The sequence below is a fragment of the Isoptericola luteus genome (assembly GCF_020297055.1).
In the GTDB taxonomy this organism is placed as follows: Bacteria; Actinomycetota; Actinomycetes; order Actinomycetales; family Cellulomonadaceae; genus Isoptericola; species Isoptericola luteus.
This window is the reverse complement of sequence record NZ_JAIXCQ010000009.1, coordinates 32,413-51,033: the sequence shown is the minus strand read 5'-3', so window position 1 is coordinate 51,033 and position 18,621 is coordinate 32,413. Positions and strand designations below refer to the sequence as shown.

Below are 18,621 nucleotides of genomic sequence, written 5' to 3'. Positions count from 1 at the left end.
GATCGGGCCTGCCGACGCGCCGGGCTGTGCCAGAGTGACAGGACGGGGCGACGCCTGCGCGCAGCACGACGCCGTCCGGAGCCCGCACGAACGAGGGAGGTCCCGGTGGACGACGCCGTGGTGGTCGGCTCCGGGCCGAACGGCCTGGCGGCAGCCGTGACGCTGGCCCGCGCCGGCCTGTCGGTCACGGTGCTGGAGGCGAACGGGACTGCCGGCGGGGGCGCCCGCACGCTGCACGCCGGGGACGACGGCGACCTCCTCGCCGGGCTCCCCGGCGACCTCCCCCACGACGTCTGCTCCGGCGTCCACCCGATGGCCTGGGCGTCGCCGTTCTTCCGCGCGTTCGACCTGCCCGCGCACGGCGTGGAGCTGCTCACCCCCGAGGTGTCGTACGCCCAGCCCCTGCCGGGGGGACGCGCCGCCGTCGCGTACCGGGACCTGGTTCGCACGGCCGACCGGCTCGGCCCGGACGGTGCGGCATGGCGGTCGCTGCTCGGCCCGCTCGCCGAGCAGTGGGAGGCGGTGGTCGCCGCCGCCCTGGGTGACAAGCGCTCGCTGCCGCCCGGCGTGCTCGACGCACGCTTCCCTGTGCGCGCCGCGGTGGCGGCGGCCCGGTTCGCCCTCGGCATGGTCGAGCAGGGCACGGGCGCGTGGGACGCCCGGTTCACCGGCGACGGCGGGGCGCTGCTCACCGGCGTCGCCGCGCACACCATCACCAGGCTGCCGTCGCTGTCGGCGACGGGTACCTCGATCTCGGCGGGGTCGGGCGGGTTCGACGGCGGCTGGCCGGTCCCCCGCGGCGGCTCCGGCGCGATCATCGCCGCGCTCCGTGCGGACCTCGAGGCGCACGGCGGCACCGTCGTGGCGAACCACCGGGTCCGCACCCGCGCCGACCTCCCGCCCGCTCGCGCCGTCCTGTTCGACACCAGCCCGCGCACGCTGCTCGACGTCGTCGGGCCGTCGCTGTCGCCGTCGGTACGCCGCGGCCTGGGCCGGTTCCGGTACGGCAACGCCGCCGCCAAGGTCGACTTCGTGCTCTCCGGGCCGGTCCCGTGGGCCGACCCGGAGGTAGGGCGGGCCGGCACCGTGCACGTGGGCGGCACCCGCGCCGAGATGGCGGCCGCCGAGGCGGCCGTCGCCGCCGGGCGGCACGCCGAACGGCCGATGTGCCTGGTGAGCGACCCGAGCGTGACCGACGAGACCCGCCGGCGCACGACCGGCGACGGCGAGCTGCGGCCCCTGTGGACGTACGCGCACGTCCCGGCGGGCTCGACCGTCGACCCCACCGAGGCCGTCACCGCCCAGATCGAGCGCTACGCACCCGGCTTCCAGGACGTCGTCGTCGGTGCCCGCGGCATCCCCGCCGCGCAGATGGCGCAGCACGACGAGAACTACGTGGGCGGCGACATCGCGGCCGGCGCCGCGACGCTGTGGCAGATCGTCGCCCGCCCCACCCCGACGGCGAACCCGTACCGCGTCGGCGCGGGCGGGGTGTACCTGTGCTCGTCGTCCACCGCCCCGGGGCCGGGCGTGCACGGCATGAGCGGCTGGCACGCCGCCCGGCGGGCGCTGCGCGAGGTGTTCGGCGTCCGCGTCGCTGCCCTCTGACGCGTGGTCCGGGCGCGGGACGGCGATCAGGCGGGCGTGCTCGCCCAGCGCGTGCTCCGCTCGCGCAGGTCCGTGATCCCGATCCGGCCCATGGGCGACAGCGTCGCCACGGAGCCGCGCGGACCGAGACCGGCGGCGTAGCGCTCCGCCAGCGTGGCCTCGGCGTCGGAGTCCCCCGCGTCCGCGGCCACGAGCAGGGCGGCGAGCGCGTCGGCGAGGGCGTCCCAGGCGTCGTCGGACATGGGGACCAGGGGCACGTGGCCAGGCGGCGACCCGGCCGCGAGTGCCACGAGGCCCGGGTGGTCCGGCAGCGCTCCCCAGACGTCCCAGAGCAGCACCTCGTCGCGCATCCGGTGCGCCACCTCGAGCATGACGTAGCTGCGCACGAAGGCCTTGCCACCCAGCTCGGGCCACTCCGGGGAGACGCCGTAGGACGCCGGGTCCACCTCCCCGGCGCGGATCGACCGCCACACCTCGGCGGCGGTGGGGAACGGCGACGCCGACCCGGTGGGCATGTCACGGACGTCGAAGTCCCACGTGCCGTCCGGGGTCAGCTCCGGGTCCCAGCGCACCCAGCGCGCGGCACGTGAGTCCCAGTGCTCGACGACGACGTGGTCGTTGAAGAACGGCGGGTTGAAGTAGCCGGCGAACCCGATGCGCGACCGCGCCGGCACGCCGTGGGCGCGCAGCACGCCCAGCGAGAAGAGCGTGTGGTCACGGCAGCAGCCGGCGACCTGCTCCGGCAGGTCGCGGGGCGCGTCGAGCGGCCCGGGCCTGCGCGTGACGGCGGTGTCCAGGATCGTCGCGAGCCACCGCTGGTCGATGTCGACGCGCTGCGCCTCGGTGAGGGTGGGGGCGTCGGCGCGGTAGTGCACGATCGTCGCGCAGGCGGCGGCGCCCGTGGCCGCGGGGGTGGGAGCGACGGCGCGCAGCAGGTCCTGGTGCGCGCCCGGGTCGGAGTAGTGGCTCTGCCGGGCGTAGTCGTCGAGCGTGGGAGCGGTCATCGTCGTCCGTTCGTGGGCGGATGCCGGGTCAGCGGCGGGACTCGAAGAAGTCTCGCAGGATCTGCCCGCACTCGTCCTCACGAATTCCGGCGACGACCTCGACGGCGTGGTTCGCGCGCTGGTCGCGCACGAGGTCCCAGACGGAGCCGGTGGCGCCCGCCTTGGGGTCCCAGGCGCCGATGACCAGCCGCCGCACGCGCGCCGCGACGAGCGCCCCCGCGCACATGACGCACGGCTCCAGCGTGACGACCAGCGTGCACCCCTCGAGCCGCCACTCGCCGCGCGTCGCCGCGGCCTGGCGCAGGGCCAGCACCTCGGCGTGCGCCGTCGGGTCGCCCGTCTCCTCCCGCCGGTTGCGGCCCGTGCCGACGAGGCGGCCGTCCGCGTCGACGACGAGCGCGCCCACCGGGACGTCGTCGCTGGCCAGCGCGTGCGACGCCTCGTGCAGCGCCAGCCCCATGAGGGACTCCCACACCTGGCGGCGCCCGCTCACGGTGGCGGGCGGGAACTCGCCCTGCGCCCAGGGCAGGCCCAGGCCACGCGCGGCACCGCCGTCGTCGACCCCCATCACACCCCTCCACACGTGTCAGGCTCACGACAGCGTATAGAGACACGTGGCCCTGACAACTCCCACCCGCCCCCAGTTGTCAGCACCACACGCGCGTATCCGTGCACGAGGGCCTGACAACTGCTGGCGGCCGACGGCGCGCAGGTACCGTTGGCCCCATGCATCTCCACGTCGCCGACCACCCGCTGGTGGCCCACAAGCTCTCCGTCCTGCGCGACGAGTCCACCCCGTCGGCGACGTTCCGTCAGCTGGTGGACGAGCTCGTCACCCTCCTGGCCTACGAGGCGACCCGCCACGTGCGCACGCAGCCCAAGGAGATCCGCACCCCGGTCACCACGACCACCGGCGTGCAGCTCAGCTCCCCCAGCCCGATCGTCATCCCGATCCTGCGCGCGGGGCTGGGCATGCTCGACGGCATGACGCGGCTGCTCCCGACGGCGGAGGTCGGGTTCCTGGGGCTGCAGCGCGACGAGACCACCTACGAGGCCGTCACGTACGCCGAGCGGCTGCCCGACGACCTCGACGGCCGCCAGGTGTTCCTGCTCGACCCCATGCTCGCCACGGGCGGCACGCTCGTCGCGGCCATCGACTACGTGCTGCAGCGCGGCGCCCGCGACGTCACCGCGGTGTGCCTGCTCGCCGCCCCCGAGGGCCTCAAGGTCGTCGAGGAGGCCGTGGGGTCCCGCGCCGACGTGCAGGTCGTCGTGGCGTCCGTCGACGAGCGCCTCGACGAGAACAAGTACATCGTGCCCGGCCTGGGCGACGCCGGGGACCGCCTCTACGGCATCGTCTGACGCAGGCCCCCGGCGTCGCTCGAGCGACCCGGCCCTACCGGCTCAGGCGTACTCGCACAGGCCGATCTTCTCCCAGTGCGACCAGCGACCGGTCCAGCCACCGTGGCTGTGGTCGCTGTGGTCGCGGTGGCCGCCACGGTCGGCCGCGGCGTTCCTGCTGTCGGCCCCCCGTCCGCCACGCCCTGCGACGTCAGCGCCGTGGCCCTCACCGTCCGAGGCCCGCCCGACGTACGTGAAGGCGAACCCGTTCCAGGAGCGGACGTCGCCCACGCTGTACTTCTCGCCCCAGGCGACGCGCTCGCCGCACCAGCCGGCCTCCGCGGCGGTGAAGCGGTCCACCGTCAGGGTCGTCGACCAGCGGCGGGCGCTCACCGACCACGTGTGGCCGAGGCGACCGTCGACCCGCCGGGCCTTGAGCGACGACGTCTCCCCGGCGGGGACGGTGACGTGCCGGTCACGGCCCTGCGGCCCCTCGACGTGGAACTTCACGGGGACGGTCGACCCGGTGTTGTCGAGCACCACCCGCGCGGTGCGCCACGACGTCACATAGCTGCCGTGGCGGTCCATCTCGACCGCGCCGAGGTCGAGCGTGGCCGAGGGGGCGCGCACCACGCAGCGGATGCCCTCGTAGGCGACGTCCTGCTCGACCGTCCGGACGGTGCCCTCGACGGTTCGCGTCAGGCGGAGGGTCGCCGTACCGGACCGCAGGCGCCACGAGCCCTCGTCGACGACGATCCGTGCCGACGACGAGGCCGCCACGTCCTGGCTGCCCACCACCGTGCCGCGGCGGACCAGCTCGGCGTGCCAGGACCGTGCCCCGCCGTTCGCGACGTCCACCACCAGCGACGCGACGCCGCCCTCGCAGCGCGGGGCCGCCTCGACCTCGACCTCGGCGGGCCACACCAGCGCGCCGGCGCAGGAGTCGAACCCGACCTCGAGGGTGGCGATCCGGCGACCGTCCGCCGTGACCGTCCCGGTACCGGCGCTCCACGGCACGTCGATATCGACGGTCGTCGAGGCGCCCGGTGCCAGCGTGACGGTCTCGGACCGGTCCCCGGCCCGTACGACGAACGTCACGGGCAGCGTGGAGCCCCCGTTGTCCAGGGGGACGGAGTACAGGCGCCGTGAGCTCTCGGCGTCGGCGTCGTAGCGGCATTCGCCCGCGGCGACCGCCGGGGACGTCGCCGGGGCGATCGTGGCGGCCTCGAAGGGAGCGCGGGGCGCGACGGACGGGACGACGCCCTGCGACGGCTCGTCGCCGTCCGTGTCAGCCACCCATCGGTACAGCGAGAACACGGCGTCGCCCGCGGCGACCTCGTGCCGACCGGTCGCGACGGACAGCGTCGTCGAGGAGCCCGCCGCCAGCAGCACGGCGTCGGCGTTCGATCCGGCGGCCGACATCCCGACCTGCATCGGCTCGGACGTGGCGTTCGTGATCTTGCCGCGCACCACGACCTTGCCGTCGACGTTGACCGTCGTGGCGGACGTGGTGACGTCCCACGACGGGTCGTAGCAGTCCGCCCCGCCGAACGAACCCGCGGGCACCGTGGTGCGGAAGGTCTCACCGGCGACGGTCGTGCTCAGGGTCCAGGTGGCCGCGCCGCCGGGGACGCGCATGCCGTCGGGGACGCGGACCGTGGTGCTGCCCCCTGGGGAGAGGACCGCCTCGGCCGTGCGGCTCTCGCCCGCGGCGTCCAGCCGCAGCGTCAAGGGCTGCGTGGTCCGGTTGGTATAGGCGGCCTCGACCACGGCCCGAGCCGTGCCGACGCCTCCCGTCGCCGAGCACACGGCGGCGATGGTGCCGGCCCCGGAGGTCGCGCCCGCCCAGGGCGCCGCCACGTCGACGGCTCCCGAGGCCCCGACCACGTTCGTGGACCCCGGCAGCACCGGCGAGGCGCCGACGGTCGCGGAGCCGGCCGCCGTGTCGCCGTCGGCGACGACGCGGATCCTCGCGCTGCGCGACTCCCCCGCCTCGAGCGGCGCCGCTCCCTGCCGCGGGCTGCACGACCAGGCACCGCCCTCAGACCGGGGGCCGCACGCCAGGTCACCGTCGCCGGCGACGGGCCGCAGCCCGTCGGGCACGGTCACCAGCACGGACCAGCTGCCCGCCGCGACGCTGTCCCCGGTGTTGCGCACCGTGACGGGGACCCAGGTGGCACCGGGGTTCGCGACGGCCCCGCCCGTGACGCCGGCCGTCAGCTCGGCGCCGTAGGGCAGCACCGTGGTGGGCGGCAGGTCGAGCGCGACGCGCTGGAGGCCCTCGGCCCACACCTCGGCGGTGATCGGGTAGCTGCCGCCGGACCGCGCCATCACCGCGACGTAGCCGCTGCGCGACTCCCCGGCGGGGATCACGCCGAGCGCGCACTGCACCTGCCGTCCGCTCTCCCCCGTGGGGCCGCAGGCGAGCGCGCTCGACGCAGGTCCGAGCGGGAGGCTCGACGACGACGCGTCCGGGGTGGTGGTCGTGCTCGACGTGCCGCCCGTCGACGTGGTGTCGACGGTGGGCCCCGCGGAGGGGGCGGCGGTCGACGGCGGCACGGGCGCCCCGGCGCCGATCGGCGACGGCGTGCTGGCCAGCTCCATCCCCGCGGGCAGGGTGATCTCGATGTACGCGCCCTGCGCCGCCTGCTGCCCGGAGTTCGTGACGGTCACCGACACGTGCTGGGCGACGCGTGGCTGGAGCGCGGCGGCCGACGTGGGGACGGCCTCGAGCGATGCCGGTGTGGGCAGGGCCAACGGCGGCGCCACCGCCAGGTTCGTGGGAGAGGCGGGGTCGTCCGCCGGATCGGTGTCCTCCGCCGAGACGATCTCCTCCAGGTCGAGCTTCTCGTCGTCCAGCGTCTCCCAGGGGGCGGCGGACGCCGCGATGACGGGGGGCTCGACGACGGTGGGCTCCGCCGGGTTCAGCGCCGTGAGCACGGTGACGACCCCGACGGTCGCGACGGCGACCGCTCCCGCCGCGGCGACGACCCCGGCACCGCTGACCACGGCCGTCCCGGACGCGACGGCGACGGCCGCTCCTGCGGACCCGGCCGCTGCTGACCCTGCCGCTCCGGCGGCCCCTGCCGCCGCGGCCGCGCCGCTCCCTGCACCCGCAGCACCGGCACCCGCTCCCGCCGCACCGGCGCCGACGGCGCCCGTGGAGCCGGCGACTCCGGCCGACCCAGCGACACCCACCGACCCGGCGGCACCCGCCGACGCCGACCCGGCGACACCCACCGACCCGGCAGCGCCCGCAGTCCCCGCCGCACCCGTGGTGCCCGCCGTCCCCAGCGCCGTGCCCGCCGAGCCCGCGGCACCGGCCGCGGACCCGCCCGCACCGGCGCTGCCGGCCAGACCCGCGGTGCCGCCGCCGAGCCAGGCGAGACCGCTACCCGTCAGCAGCCCGCCCAGTGGGAGCGCTCCCAGCACCGCCATTCCCGCAGCACCCACCACCAGGGGCGCGACCACCGCGCGCATGCCGTGGGCGACGTCTGCCAGCTCCAGCACGAGGCTGCGGCACTCGGCGCAGTCCTTGACGTGCTCGTCGACCTTGCTGACCTCGCGGCGAGCCAGACCGCCGCGCACGTACGAACCCAGCAGCGGGTTGACCGCCCGGCAGCCGTCGGACGGCGCCGCGGTCAGGTGCTCCTGCAGGTAACCGACGCGCAACCCTTCCCGGGCGCGGTAGGCGAGCGCGGAGACGCCGTTCGGTGTCAGCCCCAGGATGGGTGCGATCTCCGCGGGGCTGCGCTGCTCCACCTCCGTGTACCAGAGCACGGCCTGCCAGCGCTCGGGGAGCGCCTCGTACGCGTTCCGCACGACCGAGCGCTCGAAACCCGCCAGAGCGGGCGCCTCCGTCGACGACACGATGTCCAACGCGGCCTCGAGGACCGTCTCGTCGGCGGTGGGCCGGGTGCGCTGCACGCCCTTGGCCAGGTCGGCGGCCAGGCGTCGGACGACGGTGAGCAGGTAGGCACGGAAGGTGGCGTCCGGTCCGCCACCGTGCTGCAGCACGTCGAGCACACGGTGGAACGCCTCCGCCACGACGTCGTCCGCGTCGGCGGACGAGCGCACGTACTGCCGTGCGATGGAGCGCGCAGCCCCGGCATGCCGCTCGTAGAGCGCTCCGTAGGCTTCGAGGTCGCCACCGCGCACCTCGAGGATCAGCTCCGCGTCACTGCGGGCCGACTCCCCTGGCACTTGATAGACGTCCGTCACGGCCCACCAATCCCGGTTCTCCGACTGCGCAAACACGCAGCCTCCGATACTGTACGCGCCCGTTCAAGGCGGGCGAGGGTGAAATCCGGCCCGAAAACCCCTCGATCCGGCGGCTGTTTGGGACCTCGAACCCATCGGGCGAGAAAATTCACGACTTCTGCGTCATGATTGGTGCCCGTGGGAGTCCCATCTATATGAGTTCGTCACCGAGTGACCCGCTGCCCGAGCACGGGTCCGGTGTCCGCGCCCGCTGGCGCTCCACGAGCCTGGCGGAGGTATGGCTGCGCCCTGGCGACTGGTACCACCCTGCCATCGACGCCGTCGTCGAGGCGATCGAAGAGGGCCGTTCCACGCACGCTGCCGCGCACCGTCTCGGTCTCGCCCGCGGCACCGCGGGCATCGGCCTGGAGGAGACGCTCGACGACCTGGCGTGCGCGTTCCGCGTCGTCGACCTGGAGCCCGACCTCGCCGCCGTCCGCCCCGCGGCCGTGGGATGGGTCCACGCGCGGGAGCGGAACTCGGTGCTCACGGGCGTCCGCGACCCGGCGACGGGCCTGCCCACCCTCGACTACCTGAGCGAGCGGCTCCGCGAGACCTACGGCGCCGCAGTCCTGTCGAGCGCCGACGTGTCCCTGAGCCACTGCCTCGTCGTGGTGGACGTCGCCGTGGACGGCCTCGACCCCTGGCAGCGCGCGGCGCGCTCCGCCGCGGTCGGCCGGGCGCTGGAGCACGTGTTCGGCGACGGGTTCCCCATGGCGTCGCTGTCCGACGGCGTGTTCGCGGTGCTGAGCGAGCGGCGCCCCACCATCGCCGAGGTCGCCCGCGCCACGCGGGGCATCGTGGAACGCAACGCCGAGGTGCTGGGCCTCGGGGACACCCTGAGGCGCCCGACCCGGGTGTGGGTCGAGCGCCTCCCCGCCACGCACCAGGCGGCCGTGGAGCTGCTGCGCAACCTCGGGCGCTGAAGCCCCGGGGGCGGCCCCGGGCGCCCGCCGCTCAGCGCGTCTCGAACGTGAGGCAGTCGGCGTGGCTCGCGTCGTCCGGGCCCGCACCGACGCGGATCGACGCGGCGCCGCACTCGAGCTCGCTGTTGTGGACGCACTCACCGCGCTGGCACGCGCCGACGTGCGCCACGACCTTCTCCAGGCCGCCCTTGGCGCTGAGCGGGATGAACGTCGCGCAGGCAGCGTCGCCCGTGTGGCCGGCGATCGTCACGGCGCCCGCGTGGCAGCCGTGCTCGTGGTTGTAGCCGCAGCCGTCCACCGAGCACTCGACGACCTCGGGCAGCTCCATCAGTGTGCTCATCGCTGGCTCCTTCGACGGCCGGACCGGCGCCGGCCCTTCTGCCCACCACGGTATTCCTTTTGCCGCGAAATGCACAGCGATATCGAATTCCATATGACTAAGGAAAGCCTTACCGCACCCCGCTCGATATAGGCAAGAATGACGTTGCCGAAATGCTTCTCAGTCGCGGCGCGGAGCAGGTCGCCAGAGCACCAGCGCACCGGAGTCGCGCTGGGCGTCGACGTCGATGCGCAGGTCAGCGCGCCGCACGCGACGTCCGCGGGGCACCACCACGACGTCGCCCGTCGTGCCGGCCGCGAACACGCGCCCGTGCGCCTGGTCCCGCTCGGACAGGATTCCCACGAGCTGGGCGAGCCGGTGCTCGAGCACCACGACGTGCTGCTCGAGATCGAGGATCCGTTTGATCCCCGCGAGATTGATCCCCTCGCCCTGCGCCATCCGCTGGATGTCCAGCAGTCGCGCGACGTCGCGGCGCGAGTAGCGGCGCCCGCGACCGACCGTGCGGCGCGGCGTGACCAGCCCGAGCCGGTCGTACTGCCGCAGCGTCTGAGGGTGCATGCCCGCGAGCTGCGCGGCCTGCGAGACGGTCAGGACCGGCGCGTCGTCGTTGGTCATACCGCTCCTTCGGTCGTGGCCGTGCCCCGGCCGCCGTGGGCGACCGGGGCACGGGTCATTGCGCGGCGCGCCTCGCGAGATCGGCGCGGACGTCCTGGTGGTCGCTGGCGGCGGCGAACTCCTCGAGCGCCTCCTTGGCCTTGCGGCTCAGCTTCTGCGGCACCACGACCTGCACCGTGACCAGCAGGTCGCCCGCGCCCTTCTTGCCCGGCACTCCCCGCCCACGGACCCGCAGCACGCGGCCGGACGGCGTCCCCGCGGGGACCTTGGCGCGCACGCTCTGCCCGTCCAGGGTCGGGACCTCGACCGTGGTGCCCAGCGCAGCCTCCGCGAACGTCACCGGCACGGTGATGCGCAGGTCGGAGCCGTCGATCGAGTAGACGGGGTGAGGCTCCACGTGGACGGTGACCACGAGGTCGCCCGCCTCGGCGCCGCCGGTGCCAGGACGGCCACGGCCCCGGACCCGGATCTTCTTGCCGTCGACCACGCCCGGGGGGATGCGGACCGTGAGCTTGCGGCCGTCGACGGTCAGCTCGACGGTCGACCCCTCCACCGCAGCACGGAACGGGAGGGTCGCGCGCGCGGCCACGTCGGCGCCGCGGCTGCGCGGCGGCGCACCGAACCCGGCACGCTGCCGGGGCGCGCCCTGGCCACCGAGCATCTGGCTGAGCAGGTCCTCGAAGCCGGCGGACTGCTGCTGCCCGTACCCGCTCTGCCCGCCGTACCGGACGTTCGGACCGGCGCCGCCCCCACCGAACATGGAGCTGAACACGTCCTCGAAGCCTCCGCCCGCGCCGCCGGGGCCGGCGTTGAACCGCGCGCCACCGCCGCCCATCGCGCGCACGGCGTCGTACTGCTGGCGCTGCTCCGTGTCCGACAGCACGGCGTACGCCTCGCCGATCTCCTTGAACTTGGACTCCGCAGCGGCATCACCCGGGTTGTGGTCCGGGTGGTACTGGCGGGCCAGCTTGCGGTACGCCTTCTTGATGGCCGCGTCGTCCGCGTCCTTGGGGACGCCGAGCGCGGCGTAGAAGTCCTTCTCGATCCAGTCCTGACCGGTCACGACGCCTCCTTTCGTCCTCTCATCATCCCGCCCGCACGGAGTGCGCGCGGGCGGGTACGTCGGTGGGGCCGGGCCCTGTGCGCGAGAGCCGAGCGAGGAACGAGCGAATCATTCGAGCGCACAGGGTCCGGCCCCACCGACGTCGTCACTCGGGTCCGACCACCCCGACGCGGGCCGCCCGCACCACCCTCTCGCCGATGCGGTAGCCCGGCTCGACGACGAGGTTCACCGTCGTCGACGTGGCGTCGGCGTCGACGTTGTGCATGAGCGCGTCGTGCACCGTGGGGTCGAACTCCTCCCCCACGGCACCGAACCGCTCGATGCCGAACTTCGCCAGCGACGCGTCGAGCTTCTCCGCGATCGCCGCCATCGGGCCCTCCAGCTCGCCGTGCTGCTTGGCGCGCTCGATGTCGTCGAGCACGGGCAGCAGCCCGGTGAGGACGTCCTGGACGCCCTGCGAGCGTGCGGCCTCCTGGTCGCGCAGCGAGCGGTTGCGATAGTTCGTGAAGGACGCCCGCTCCCGCTGCAGCGCGTCGAGGTGCGCCGCGGCCTCGGCCTTGGCGGCCATGACCTCCGCGCTCTCGGCCCCGTCGCCCGCGGGCTCGAAGTCGAGCGCCTCGAGCGGGTCGGTGCCGCCGTCCGCGTCGCCGGGCCCGGCGGGCTCCGGCTCGGCCGGCTGGTCCTCGTGCCTGGCCTCTCCCGTCGCGGGGTCGACCTTGCGCTTGTCGGTGAACTGGAAGGGGGCGTCCCCCGAGCGCTCGGGCTCGGGGGTCCCCTGCGGCTGCGTGGTCACTTGCGCTCGTCCTCGTCGTCGACGATCTCGGCGTCGACGACGTCCTCGTCGGAGGACGTCGAGCCGGAGCCCGCCGCGTCACCGGCGTCACCCTGCGGGGCGTCGCCGGAGGCCTGCTCCGACGCGTACAGCGCCTGGCCGATCTTCTGCGAGGACGCGCCGAGCTTCTCGTACGCGGTCTTCACGGCATCGGCGTCCTCGCCCTCGAGCGCGGTCTTCACGCCGGCGACGTCCGCCTCGACCTCGGTCACGACGTCGGCGGGGAGCTTGTCGCGGTTGTCCGCGATCTGCTTCTCCATCGAGTACGCGAAGGCCTCGGCCTGGTTGCGGGTCTCCGCCTCCTCGCGACGCTTCTTGTCCTCGGCCGCGTGCTCCTCGGCGTCCTTGACCATGCGGTCGATGTCCTCCTTGGGGAGGGCGGAGCCGCCGGTGATCTTCATCGACTGCTCGGTGCCCGTGCCGCGGTCCTTGGCGGACACGTGCACGATGCCGTTCGCGTCGATGTCGAACGTGACCTCGATCTGCGGCATGCCGCGCGGCGCCGGCGCGATGCCGGTGAGCTCGAACGTGCCCAGCGGCTTGTTGTCCCGGGTGAACTCGCGCTCGCCCTGGAACACCTGGATCGCGACGGACGGCTGGTTGTCCTCGGCCGTCGAGAAGATCTCGCTGCGCTTGGTCGGGATGGCCGTGTTGCGCTCGATCAGCTTGGTCATCACGCCGCCCTTGGTCTCGATGCCGAGGGAGAGCGGGGTGACGTCGATGAGCAGCACGTCCTTGCGCTCACCGCCGATGACACCGGCCTGCAGGGCGGCGCCGACGGCGACGACCTCGTCCGGGTTCACGCCCTTGTTGGGCTCGCGGCCACCGGTGAGCTCCTTGACGACCTCGGTCACGGCCGGCATGCGGGTGGAGCCACCCACGAGCACGACGTGGTCAATGTCGGAGATGGAGATGCCCGCGTCGCGGATGACGGCGTGGAAGGGCTCCTTGGTCCGGTCGATGAGGTCCTGCGTCATCTGCTGGAACTGCGCCCGCGTGAGCTTCTCGTCCAGGTGGATGGGGCCGTTCTCGCTCATCGACAGGTACTGCATCGAGATGTTGGTGCTCGTCGCGGAGGAGAGCTCCTTCTTCGCCTGCTCCGACGCCTCACGCAGGCGCTGCAGCGCGATCTTGTCCTTGGACAGGTCGACGCCCGAGTTGTTCTTCACCTGCTTGATGAGGTGCTCGACGACGCGCTGGTCCCAGTCGTCGCCACCGAGGCGGTTGTCGCCGGAGGTGGCGCGCACCTGGATGGTCGAGAAGTCGTCCTCGTCCTTGCCCACCTCGAGCAGGGAGACGTCGAACGTGCCGCCACCGAGGTCGAAGACGAGGATGAGCTCGTCCTCCTTGCCCTTCTCCAGCCCGTAGGCGAGAGCGGCGGCGGTGGGCTCGTTGACGATGCGGGTGACGTTCAGGCCGGCGATCTGGCCGGCGTCCTTCGTGGCCTGGCGCTCGGCGTCGTTGAAGTACGCCGGGACGGTGATGACCGCGTCGGTGACGGGCTCGCCCAGGTACTCCTCGGCGTCGCGCTTGAGCTTGCCGAGCACGCGGGCGCTGATCTCCTGCGCGGTGTACTTCTTGTCGTCGATCTCCACCGACCAGTCGGTGCCCATGTGGCGCTTCACCGAGCTGATGGTGCGGTCGACGTTGGTGACGGCCTGGCGCTTGGCGACCTCGCCGACGAGCACCTCGCCCGTCTTCGAGAACGCGACGACGGACGGCGTCGTGCGCGAGCCCTCCGCGTTGGCGATGACGGTGGGCTCGCCGCCCTCCAGGACGGTGACCACCGAGTTCGTGGTTCCGAGGTCGATACCGACTGCTCGAGCCATGTGTGCTGCCTCCATGTCGTGGACGCGCCCCGGGTCCCGAGGCACTGAGGTTGAGTCGTCTGCACTCAAGGTAAGTCGCGGCGGCACGAGGTGCAAGCCACAGCGGCCCAAGTTGAGTCTGCTTGGCTCAACCTCGTTCGCGCGGCGGTTGTTCCCGCAGGCCAAGGGCACCGTTCACCAGGAGCGAACTGCCGAACCTCAGCAGGCGCCTCGCACCCCGACGACACACGACGAAGCCTTCCCAGGCCGGCGGCCCCGCTCAGATCAGCTCGACGCCGTCGGCCTGCGGGCCCCGGTCGCTCTGCCGCACCTTGAAGCGGACCCGGTCACCCTCCTCCAGGAACTCGGCGTCCCGCACGACCGACACGTGCACGAACAGGTCCGCACCCCCGGCGTCGGGGGTGATGAAGCCGAAGCCCCGGTCCGCGTCGTAGCGCGCGACCGTGCCCACTCCGCCCCGTACGGGCCCGTCGGACGCCGCGGCACGGCCCGGCCGGCCGCGGTCCGTGCGGTCCGTGCCCCCACGGGTGCCCCCGCGAGCGCCCCCGGAGCCCCGGACGAGCTGCACGTGGCGGGCGTTCGGCCCCTTGTCGCCGTCGACGACGTCGTACGTGACCCGCGCCCCCTCGGAGAGCTCGGACAGCCCCGGGCCGAGCGCCTTGACGTGGACGAACACGTCCTCGCCGCCCGTGTCGGGGGCGATGAACCCGAAGCCCTTGACGTCGTCGTACCAGGAGACGGTGCCGTCCGCGCCGTCGGACGCGGGCCGTGCGGGCTCCGCCGCGAGCGGCAGCAGGTGGTCCGCCTGCGGCCCCTTCTCCCCCTCGACGACGAGGAATGCCACCCGCTGCCCCTCCGTGATCACGCCGCCGGTGACGATGGCCGAGCTGTGCACGAAGATCTCGCCGCGGGCGTCGTCGGGCGTGACGAAGCCGTATCCCTTGGCCGGCTCGTACCAGGCGACGGTGCCGAGCACGCCCACGGTCGCGTCGGCGGCCAGGTCGCCCGTGACACGGACGCGGCGCGCCTGCGGGCCCCGGTCCCCCTCGCCCACCTCGAACTCGACGACCTGCCCCTCGCGGAGCAGCTTCGGCCCGTCGTCGCCGACGATCTCGGACGCGTGGACGAACAGGTCCTCGGCCTCGTTCCCGAGGTCGATGAACCCGAACCCTCGGTCGGCGTCGAACCATCGGACAATTCCCTGGGTCACCGTGGACTCCTTCAGTGGGCGACGTGTGCTGTCATCCAGTGTCCCCGACGAGCTCGGTGCGAGCCGCCACGGACGACGTCCGCCGGCCTCCGCCCGGTCGCTCACTCGTCGATGGGCTCGCCCGTGGGGTCGTCCGCGACGACGGGCTCGAGGTGCGCGCCGCCGACGGGCTCGCGCTGCCAGTCGACCAGCCGCCACCCGGCGTCAGGGTCGCCCTCGGCCTCGATGAGGCCCGTGTTGGCCAGTGGCGTGTGCTCGACCTCGTCGACGTCGAGACCCCGGACGCGCGCGCTCGCCCACGAGCGGATCGCCGCACCGTGGGACACCGCGAGGACGACGTCCTCCCCGAGGCCCGCGAGCCGCTCCACCGCGCGGTCGAAACGCCCGAGGAACGCACGCCCGTCCGGGCCGCCCGGCATGCGGCGGTCGTGTTCCCCGCGCGCCCAGGCGAACACCGTCCCCAGGTAGACGTAGTGGTCGGCGTGGTCCGCCGACATCTCCAGGTCCCCCGCCTCGATCTCGTTCAGCCCCGCGAGCATCAGCGGCCGGACGCCACGGTCATGGGCCAGCGGCGCGACGGTGAGCGATGTCCGCAGGAGCGAGGAGACCGCGAGCGCCCCGATCGGCCGGTCGCGCAGCGCGAGGGGGACGGCGGCGGCCTGCCGCTCGCCGACGGCGGTCAGCGCGGGCCCGGGGGCACCCGTGTCGAGCAGCCCGGCCACGTTCGCCGGGGTCTGGCCGTGGCGCAGCAGGAGGAGTCGCATGCCCCCAGGGTTCCAGACCCGCCGCCGCCCGGGCGTCGTCAGAGCTGCTTGCGCATCTGCTGGGTGACGACGGCGTACCCGGCCGAGTCGTACAGGGCGACGGCCGTGCGGTTCTGCCCGAAGACGTTGAGCTCCAGGGTGGTGGCACCGGCCTGCCGTGCGGCGTCCTCGACCGCGGCGAGGAGCGCGCGCCCGTACCCGCGGCCCCTGCGCCCCTCGACGACCTCGATGTCGTAGAGGAACGCGCTGCCCGTCATCCCGCGGGGGCCGTCCAGGGCGACCCACGCCCGGCCGACGTCCTCGCCGTCGGCGTCCTCGCCCCGCAGGACGAGCATGCGCGGCGTGTCGATGCCCTGGGGCAGCATGCCCGCGTTCTCCTCCCGCGCGCGCTGCACCGCTCCCTCGCGGGGCCACCGGCCCGAGGCGACCTGCTCCCGCGCGTAGTCCTCCGTGAGCACGACCTGCCACCGCTCGAACTCGGCGGGCGTCATCGGCCGCAGCGTCACCGTCGTCATGCGGGCATGGTGGCACACCGCGCGTCACCGGGTGGGCGGTCGCGCGTAAGTCCGGCCGCCGCGGGGACACTACGTGGTGTGAGCATCCCCGACGAGGTGTCGCCGCGCGCCCGGCTGGCCGCGCTGTGGGACGACCACGCCGTCCGCGTCCAGGCGTACGCGTTGCGCCACACCGACCCCGACACCGCGCAGGACGTGGTGTCCGAGACGTTCCTCGTCGCCTGGCGCCGCATCGCCGACGTGCCCGACCCGGCGCTGCCGTGGCTGCTGGTCGTGGCGCGCAACCACGTGCGCACCGCGCGGCGGTCCGCCCGGCGTCGGCGGGTCCTCACCGACGAGCTCACCCTGCTGGAGGCTTCGTCCCCGCTGCCCGACGGCGCGCCCGAGTCGCTGGCCGCCGAGCGTGACGTGCTGCTGCGCGGCCTGGCCCGCCTGACGGCCCGCGAGCGCGAGGCGATCCTGCTGGTCGCCTGGGACGGCCTGGCCCCCGCCGAGGCGGCCGACGTCGCCGACTGCACGACGGCGGCGTTCCACGTCCGGCTGCATCGCGCCCGTCGTCGGCTCGCCTCCGCTGCGGACGTCGGCACCGCCCCGGCGGCCGGGCGCCCGTCCAGGCCCGCCACGTCCGCGAGGAGGTCCGCATGACCGACGACGGCGCCGACACCACCGGACAGCGGCACGGCCAACGGCTCGAGCAGCGGCTCGGCCGGCTCGCCCCGGCCGAGGCCCCCGACCCGGCCAGGCTCGCGGCAGCCCGTACCGCGCTCCAGGCCGCGATCGACCACGACGGCTCCGCGGGCCCGCGCGGACCGGCGGGCGGTGGGGCCCACGTCGTCGACCTCGTGGACGACCGGGTGCGGGTGGACCTCGTGGACCACGCGGAGGACGGCCGCCGCCGCACGACCCGGCATCACACCGCCCGGCACCGCGGCGCCGTGCTGGGCGCTGCCGCTGCGGGGGTCGGCGTGGTGGCCGCCGGGGTGCTCCTCGTCTCCCCGGCCGGGCCCGACCTGACCCCGGCGTCGCCGGTCCAGACGTGCGCGGACCTGCTCACGGCGGAGGCGATCCCGGGCGGGCTCGTCGCCGAGCCGCAGTGGCGCACGATCGCGCACGAGCGGTGGTCGGCGGCCGACCTCACGCTCCTGTCCCTCGCGGACGGCAGGATCGCGGGATTCTGCGCGCTCGGCGAGGGGACGAGCACGACCGCCGTCTGGTCGGGAACGGCCCCCGCCGCATCCGGACCCCAGGAGGTCGTCCCACGGGGCACGGAGCTCGGGGAGTGGTCCGCGCTGTGGGGCACGGCGGGCGCGGAGGTCGACGCGGTCGAGGTGACCGCCGAGTGGAGCGACGACCCGGACGGCTCGGTGACGAGCACCCAGGGGATGCAGGCCGAGGCCCGCCTGACCGACGACGGCTACTGGTCCGCGTTCTTCGGCCCCGGTGACCTGCCGGAGGACGCCGTGGTGACCCTCGTCGCGAGGCTCGCGGACGGCTCGACCCGGTCGTTCCCCCTCGACGCCGCCTGGGCGGACGCCGATTCGGGCACGAGCACGGGCACCAGCGCGCTCGCGGACGCCCGGCGCGCCGCCTGCGCGCCGGGTGCGGGCACGGCCGGGAGCCGCCCCGTCCTGGAGGTGCGACGCGGCGACCACGGCGTGACGTTCCTCGTCTCGCCCGGGTCCCGCCAGTTCGTGCTGTGCCTCCAGGAGGCCGACGCCCCGTACGGCAGGCTCGTGGAGACGTCCGGCCGGCTGCCCGCCGGGCGCCCGGCACCGGCCGAGGCGACCGCGGTGGTCGGCGGTGCCTCCGGCCCGGCGGCGGCGCTCGTGGGGGTCGCCGGGACGAACGTCGGCCGGGTCCAGGTCACGACGGCCGCCGGCGCCAGGATCGAGGCGGACCTCGTCGACGGCCACTGGGTGGCCTGGGGAGCGGACCTCCCCGCCGGGGGCGATGGTGACGCCGAGGACGACCCCGCGGACGGGGGCGACCCGTGGGAGGGCGCCGTCCTCACCTGGTTCGGCGCCAACGGTGCCGAGATCGGCAGCGGCCCGGCGTTCGGGTGACCGACTCCTCGCCCGGTCGTGCTCCGCGTCCTGCGGTCGTGCCCCCCGCCAGGCCCTGACCAGCCTGGCCCGTCGCCCTACCTCACCGGCGGCATGGGCGCGCACCACGAGGGCGAGTCCTTCGGCGCCGGCCGGGGAGCTGCCCTCGGACCGGTCCTGCTCCGAGACCTGCGCCGACGGTCCGCCCGCGCTGGCCGGCGGCGACGTCGTGCTCGAGGTGGCGACGGAGTACCCGCGCGAGGGCCGCGTCG

The 18,621-nt window shown here is 74.5% G+C and carries 16 protein-coding genes; 5 read left to right on the top strand and 11 right to left on the bottom strand.

Translation table 11 applies throughout. From position 1 onward, the window contains the following. Positions 1 to 105: 105 nt before the first annotated feature. The gene (locus tag LEP48_RS13155) at positions 106 to 1,608 is read left to right on the top strand and encodes a phytoene desaturase family protein (protein WP_225566054.1); all 1,503 of its coding nucleotides are present in this window, start codon (positions 106 to 108) and stop codon (positions 1,606 to 1,608) included. A 26-nt stretch (positions 1,609 to 1,634) separates the two neighbouring features. On the opposite strand, the gene LEP48_RS13150 is transcribed toward LEP48_RS13155, so the two are convergent. Together LEP48_RS13150 and LEP48_RS13145 are read right to left on the bottom strand one after the other, a co-directional pair. Then, positions 1,635 to 2,612, bottom strand: coding sequence for a transglutaminase domain-containing protein (locus LEP48_RS13150; protein ID WP_225566053.1), 978 nt, complete (start codon positions 2,610 to 2,612; stop codon positions 1,635 to 1,637). A 28-nt stretch (positions 2,613 to 2,640) separates the two neighbouring features. Next, positions 2,641 to 3,072: a nucleoside deaminase gene (locus LEP48_RS13145; RefSeq protein WP_225566185.1), complete on the bottom strand. Its 432-nt coding sequence runs from the start codon at positions 3,070 to 3,072 to the stop codon at positions 2,641 to 2,643. Between the two features lie 266 nt (positions 3,073 to 3,338). Here LEP48_RS13145 and upp point away from each other — a divergent pair, with 266 nt between their 5' ends. Beyond that, positions 3,339 to 3,974, top strand: a complete 636-nt coding sequence (gene upp, locus LEP48_RS13140; protein ID WP_225566052.1) for a uracil phosphoribosyltransferase — start codon at positions 3,339 to 3,341, stop codon at positions 3,972 to 3,974. Between the two features lie 42 nt (positions 3,975 to 4,016). Here upp and LEP48_RS13135 read toward each other — a convergent pair whose 3' ends face one another. Further along, positions 4,017 to 8,210 (bottom strand): sigma-70 family RNA polymerase sigma factor, encoded by a 4,194-nt coding sequence (locus LEP48_RS13135; protein ID WP_225566051.1) that lies wholly within the window; start codon positions 8,208 to 8,210, stop codon positions 4,017 to 4,019. A 158-nt stretch (positions 8,211 to 8,368) separates the two neighbouring features. Here LEP48_RS13135 and LEP48_RS13130 point away from each other — a divergent pair, with 158 nt between their 5' ends. Then, complete coding sequence (locus LEP48_RS13130) at positions 8,369 to 9,139, top strand: hypothetical protein (RefSeq protein ID WP_225566050.1); 771 nt, start codon at positions 8,369 to 8,371, stop codon at positions 9,137 to 9,139. Between the two features lie 31 nt (positions 9,140 to 9,170). On the opposite strand, the gene LEP48_RS13125 is transcribed toward LEP48_RS13130, so the two are convergent. From LEP48_RS13125 to LEP48_RS13085, 8 genes are all read right to left on the bottom strand, one after another. Next, a complete protein-coding gene (locus tag LEP48_RS13125) occupies positions 9,171 to 9,479 on the bottom strand; it encodes a DUF1540 domain-containing protein (RefSeq protein ID WP_225566049.1) in 309 nt (102 codons plus the stop codon). 159 nt (positions 9,480 to 9,638) lie between these two features. Then, on the bottom strand, positions 9,639 to 10,094 hold the full coding sequence (locus LEP48_RS13120; protein ID WP_225566048.1) for a heat shock protein transcriptional repressor HspR: 456 nt from the start codon (positions 10,092 to 10,094) through the stop codon (positions 9,639 to 9,641). A 55-nt stretch (positions 10,095 to 10,149) separates the two neighbouring features. Beyond that, the gene (locus tag LEP48_RS13115; RefSeq protein ID WP_225566047.1) at positions 10,150 to 11,157 is read right to left on the bottom strand and encodes a DnaJ C-terminal domain-containing protein; all 1,008 of its coding nucleotides are present in this window, start codon (positions 11,155 to 11,157) and stop codon (positions 10,150 to 10,152) included. Between the two features lie 145 nt (positions 11,158 to 11,302). Then, on the bottom strand, positions 11,303 to 11,950 hold the full coding sequence (gene grpE / locus LEP48_RS13110) for a nucleotide exchange factor GrpE (protein WP_225566046.1): 648 nt from the start codon (positions 11,948 to 11,950) through the stop codon (positions 11,303 to 11,305). After that, the gene (gene dnaK, locus LEP48_RS13105) at positions 11,947 to 13,818 is read right to left on the bottom strand and encodes a molecular chaperone DnaK (protein ID WP_225566045.1); all 1,872 of its coding nucleotides are present in this window, start codon (positions 13,816 to 13,818) and stop codon (positions 11,947 to 11,949) included. Before dnaK ends, grpE begins: the two co-directional genes overlap by 4 nt. A 259-nt stretch (positions 13,819 to 14,077) precedes the next feature. Then, positions 14,078 to 15,028 carry a cold-shock protein gene (locus tag LEP48_RS13100; protein ID WP_308010031.1) on the bottom strand — a complete coding sequence of 317 codons (951 nt, stop codon included), beginning with the start codon at positions 15,026 to 15,028 and terminating at the stop codon, positions 14,078 to 14,080. A 101-nt stretch (positions 15,029 to 15,129) separates the two neighbouring features. Next, positions 15,130 to 15,792 carry a histidine phosphatase family protein gene (locus tag LEP48_RS13090; protein WP_225566044.1) on the bottom strand — a complete coding sequence of 221 codons (663 nt, stop codon included), beginning with the start codon at positions 15,790 to 15,792 and terminating at the stop codon, positions 15,130 to 15,132. 38 nt (positions 15,793 to 15,830) lie between these two features. Beyond that, positions 15,831 to 16,307 carry a GNAT family N-acetyltransferase gene (locus LEP48_RS13085; RefSeq protein WP_225566043.1) on the bottom strand — a complete coding sequence of 159 codons (477 nt, stop codon included), beginning with the start codon at positions 16,305 to 16,307 and terminating at the stop codon, positions 15,831 to 15,833. 78 nt (positions 16,308 to 16,385) lie between these two features. On the opposite strand from LEP48_RS13085, the gene LEP48_RS13080 reads away from it, so the two are divergent. Together LEP48_RS13080 and LEP48_RS13075 are read left to right on the top strand one after the other, a co-directional pair. Continuing rightward, positions 16,386 to 16,952, top strand: coding sequence for an RNA polymerase sigma factor (locus tag LEP48_RS13080; protein WP_225566042.1), 567 nt, complete (start codon positions 16,386 to 16,388; stop codon positions 16,950 to 16,952). Further along, positions 16,949 to 18,370 carry a hypothetical protein gene (locus LEP48_RS13075; RefSeq protein WP_225566041.1) on the top strand — a complete coding sequence of 474 codons (1,422 nt, stop codon included), beginning with the start codon at positions 16,949 to 16,951 and terminating at the stop codon, positions 18,368 to 18,370. The genes LEP48_RS13080 and LEP48_RS13075 overlap by 4 nt, the downstream gene beginning before the upstream one ends. Positions 18,371 to 18,621: the final 251 nt, after the last annotated feature.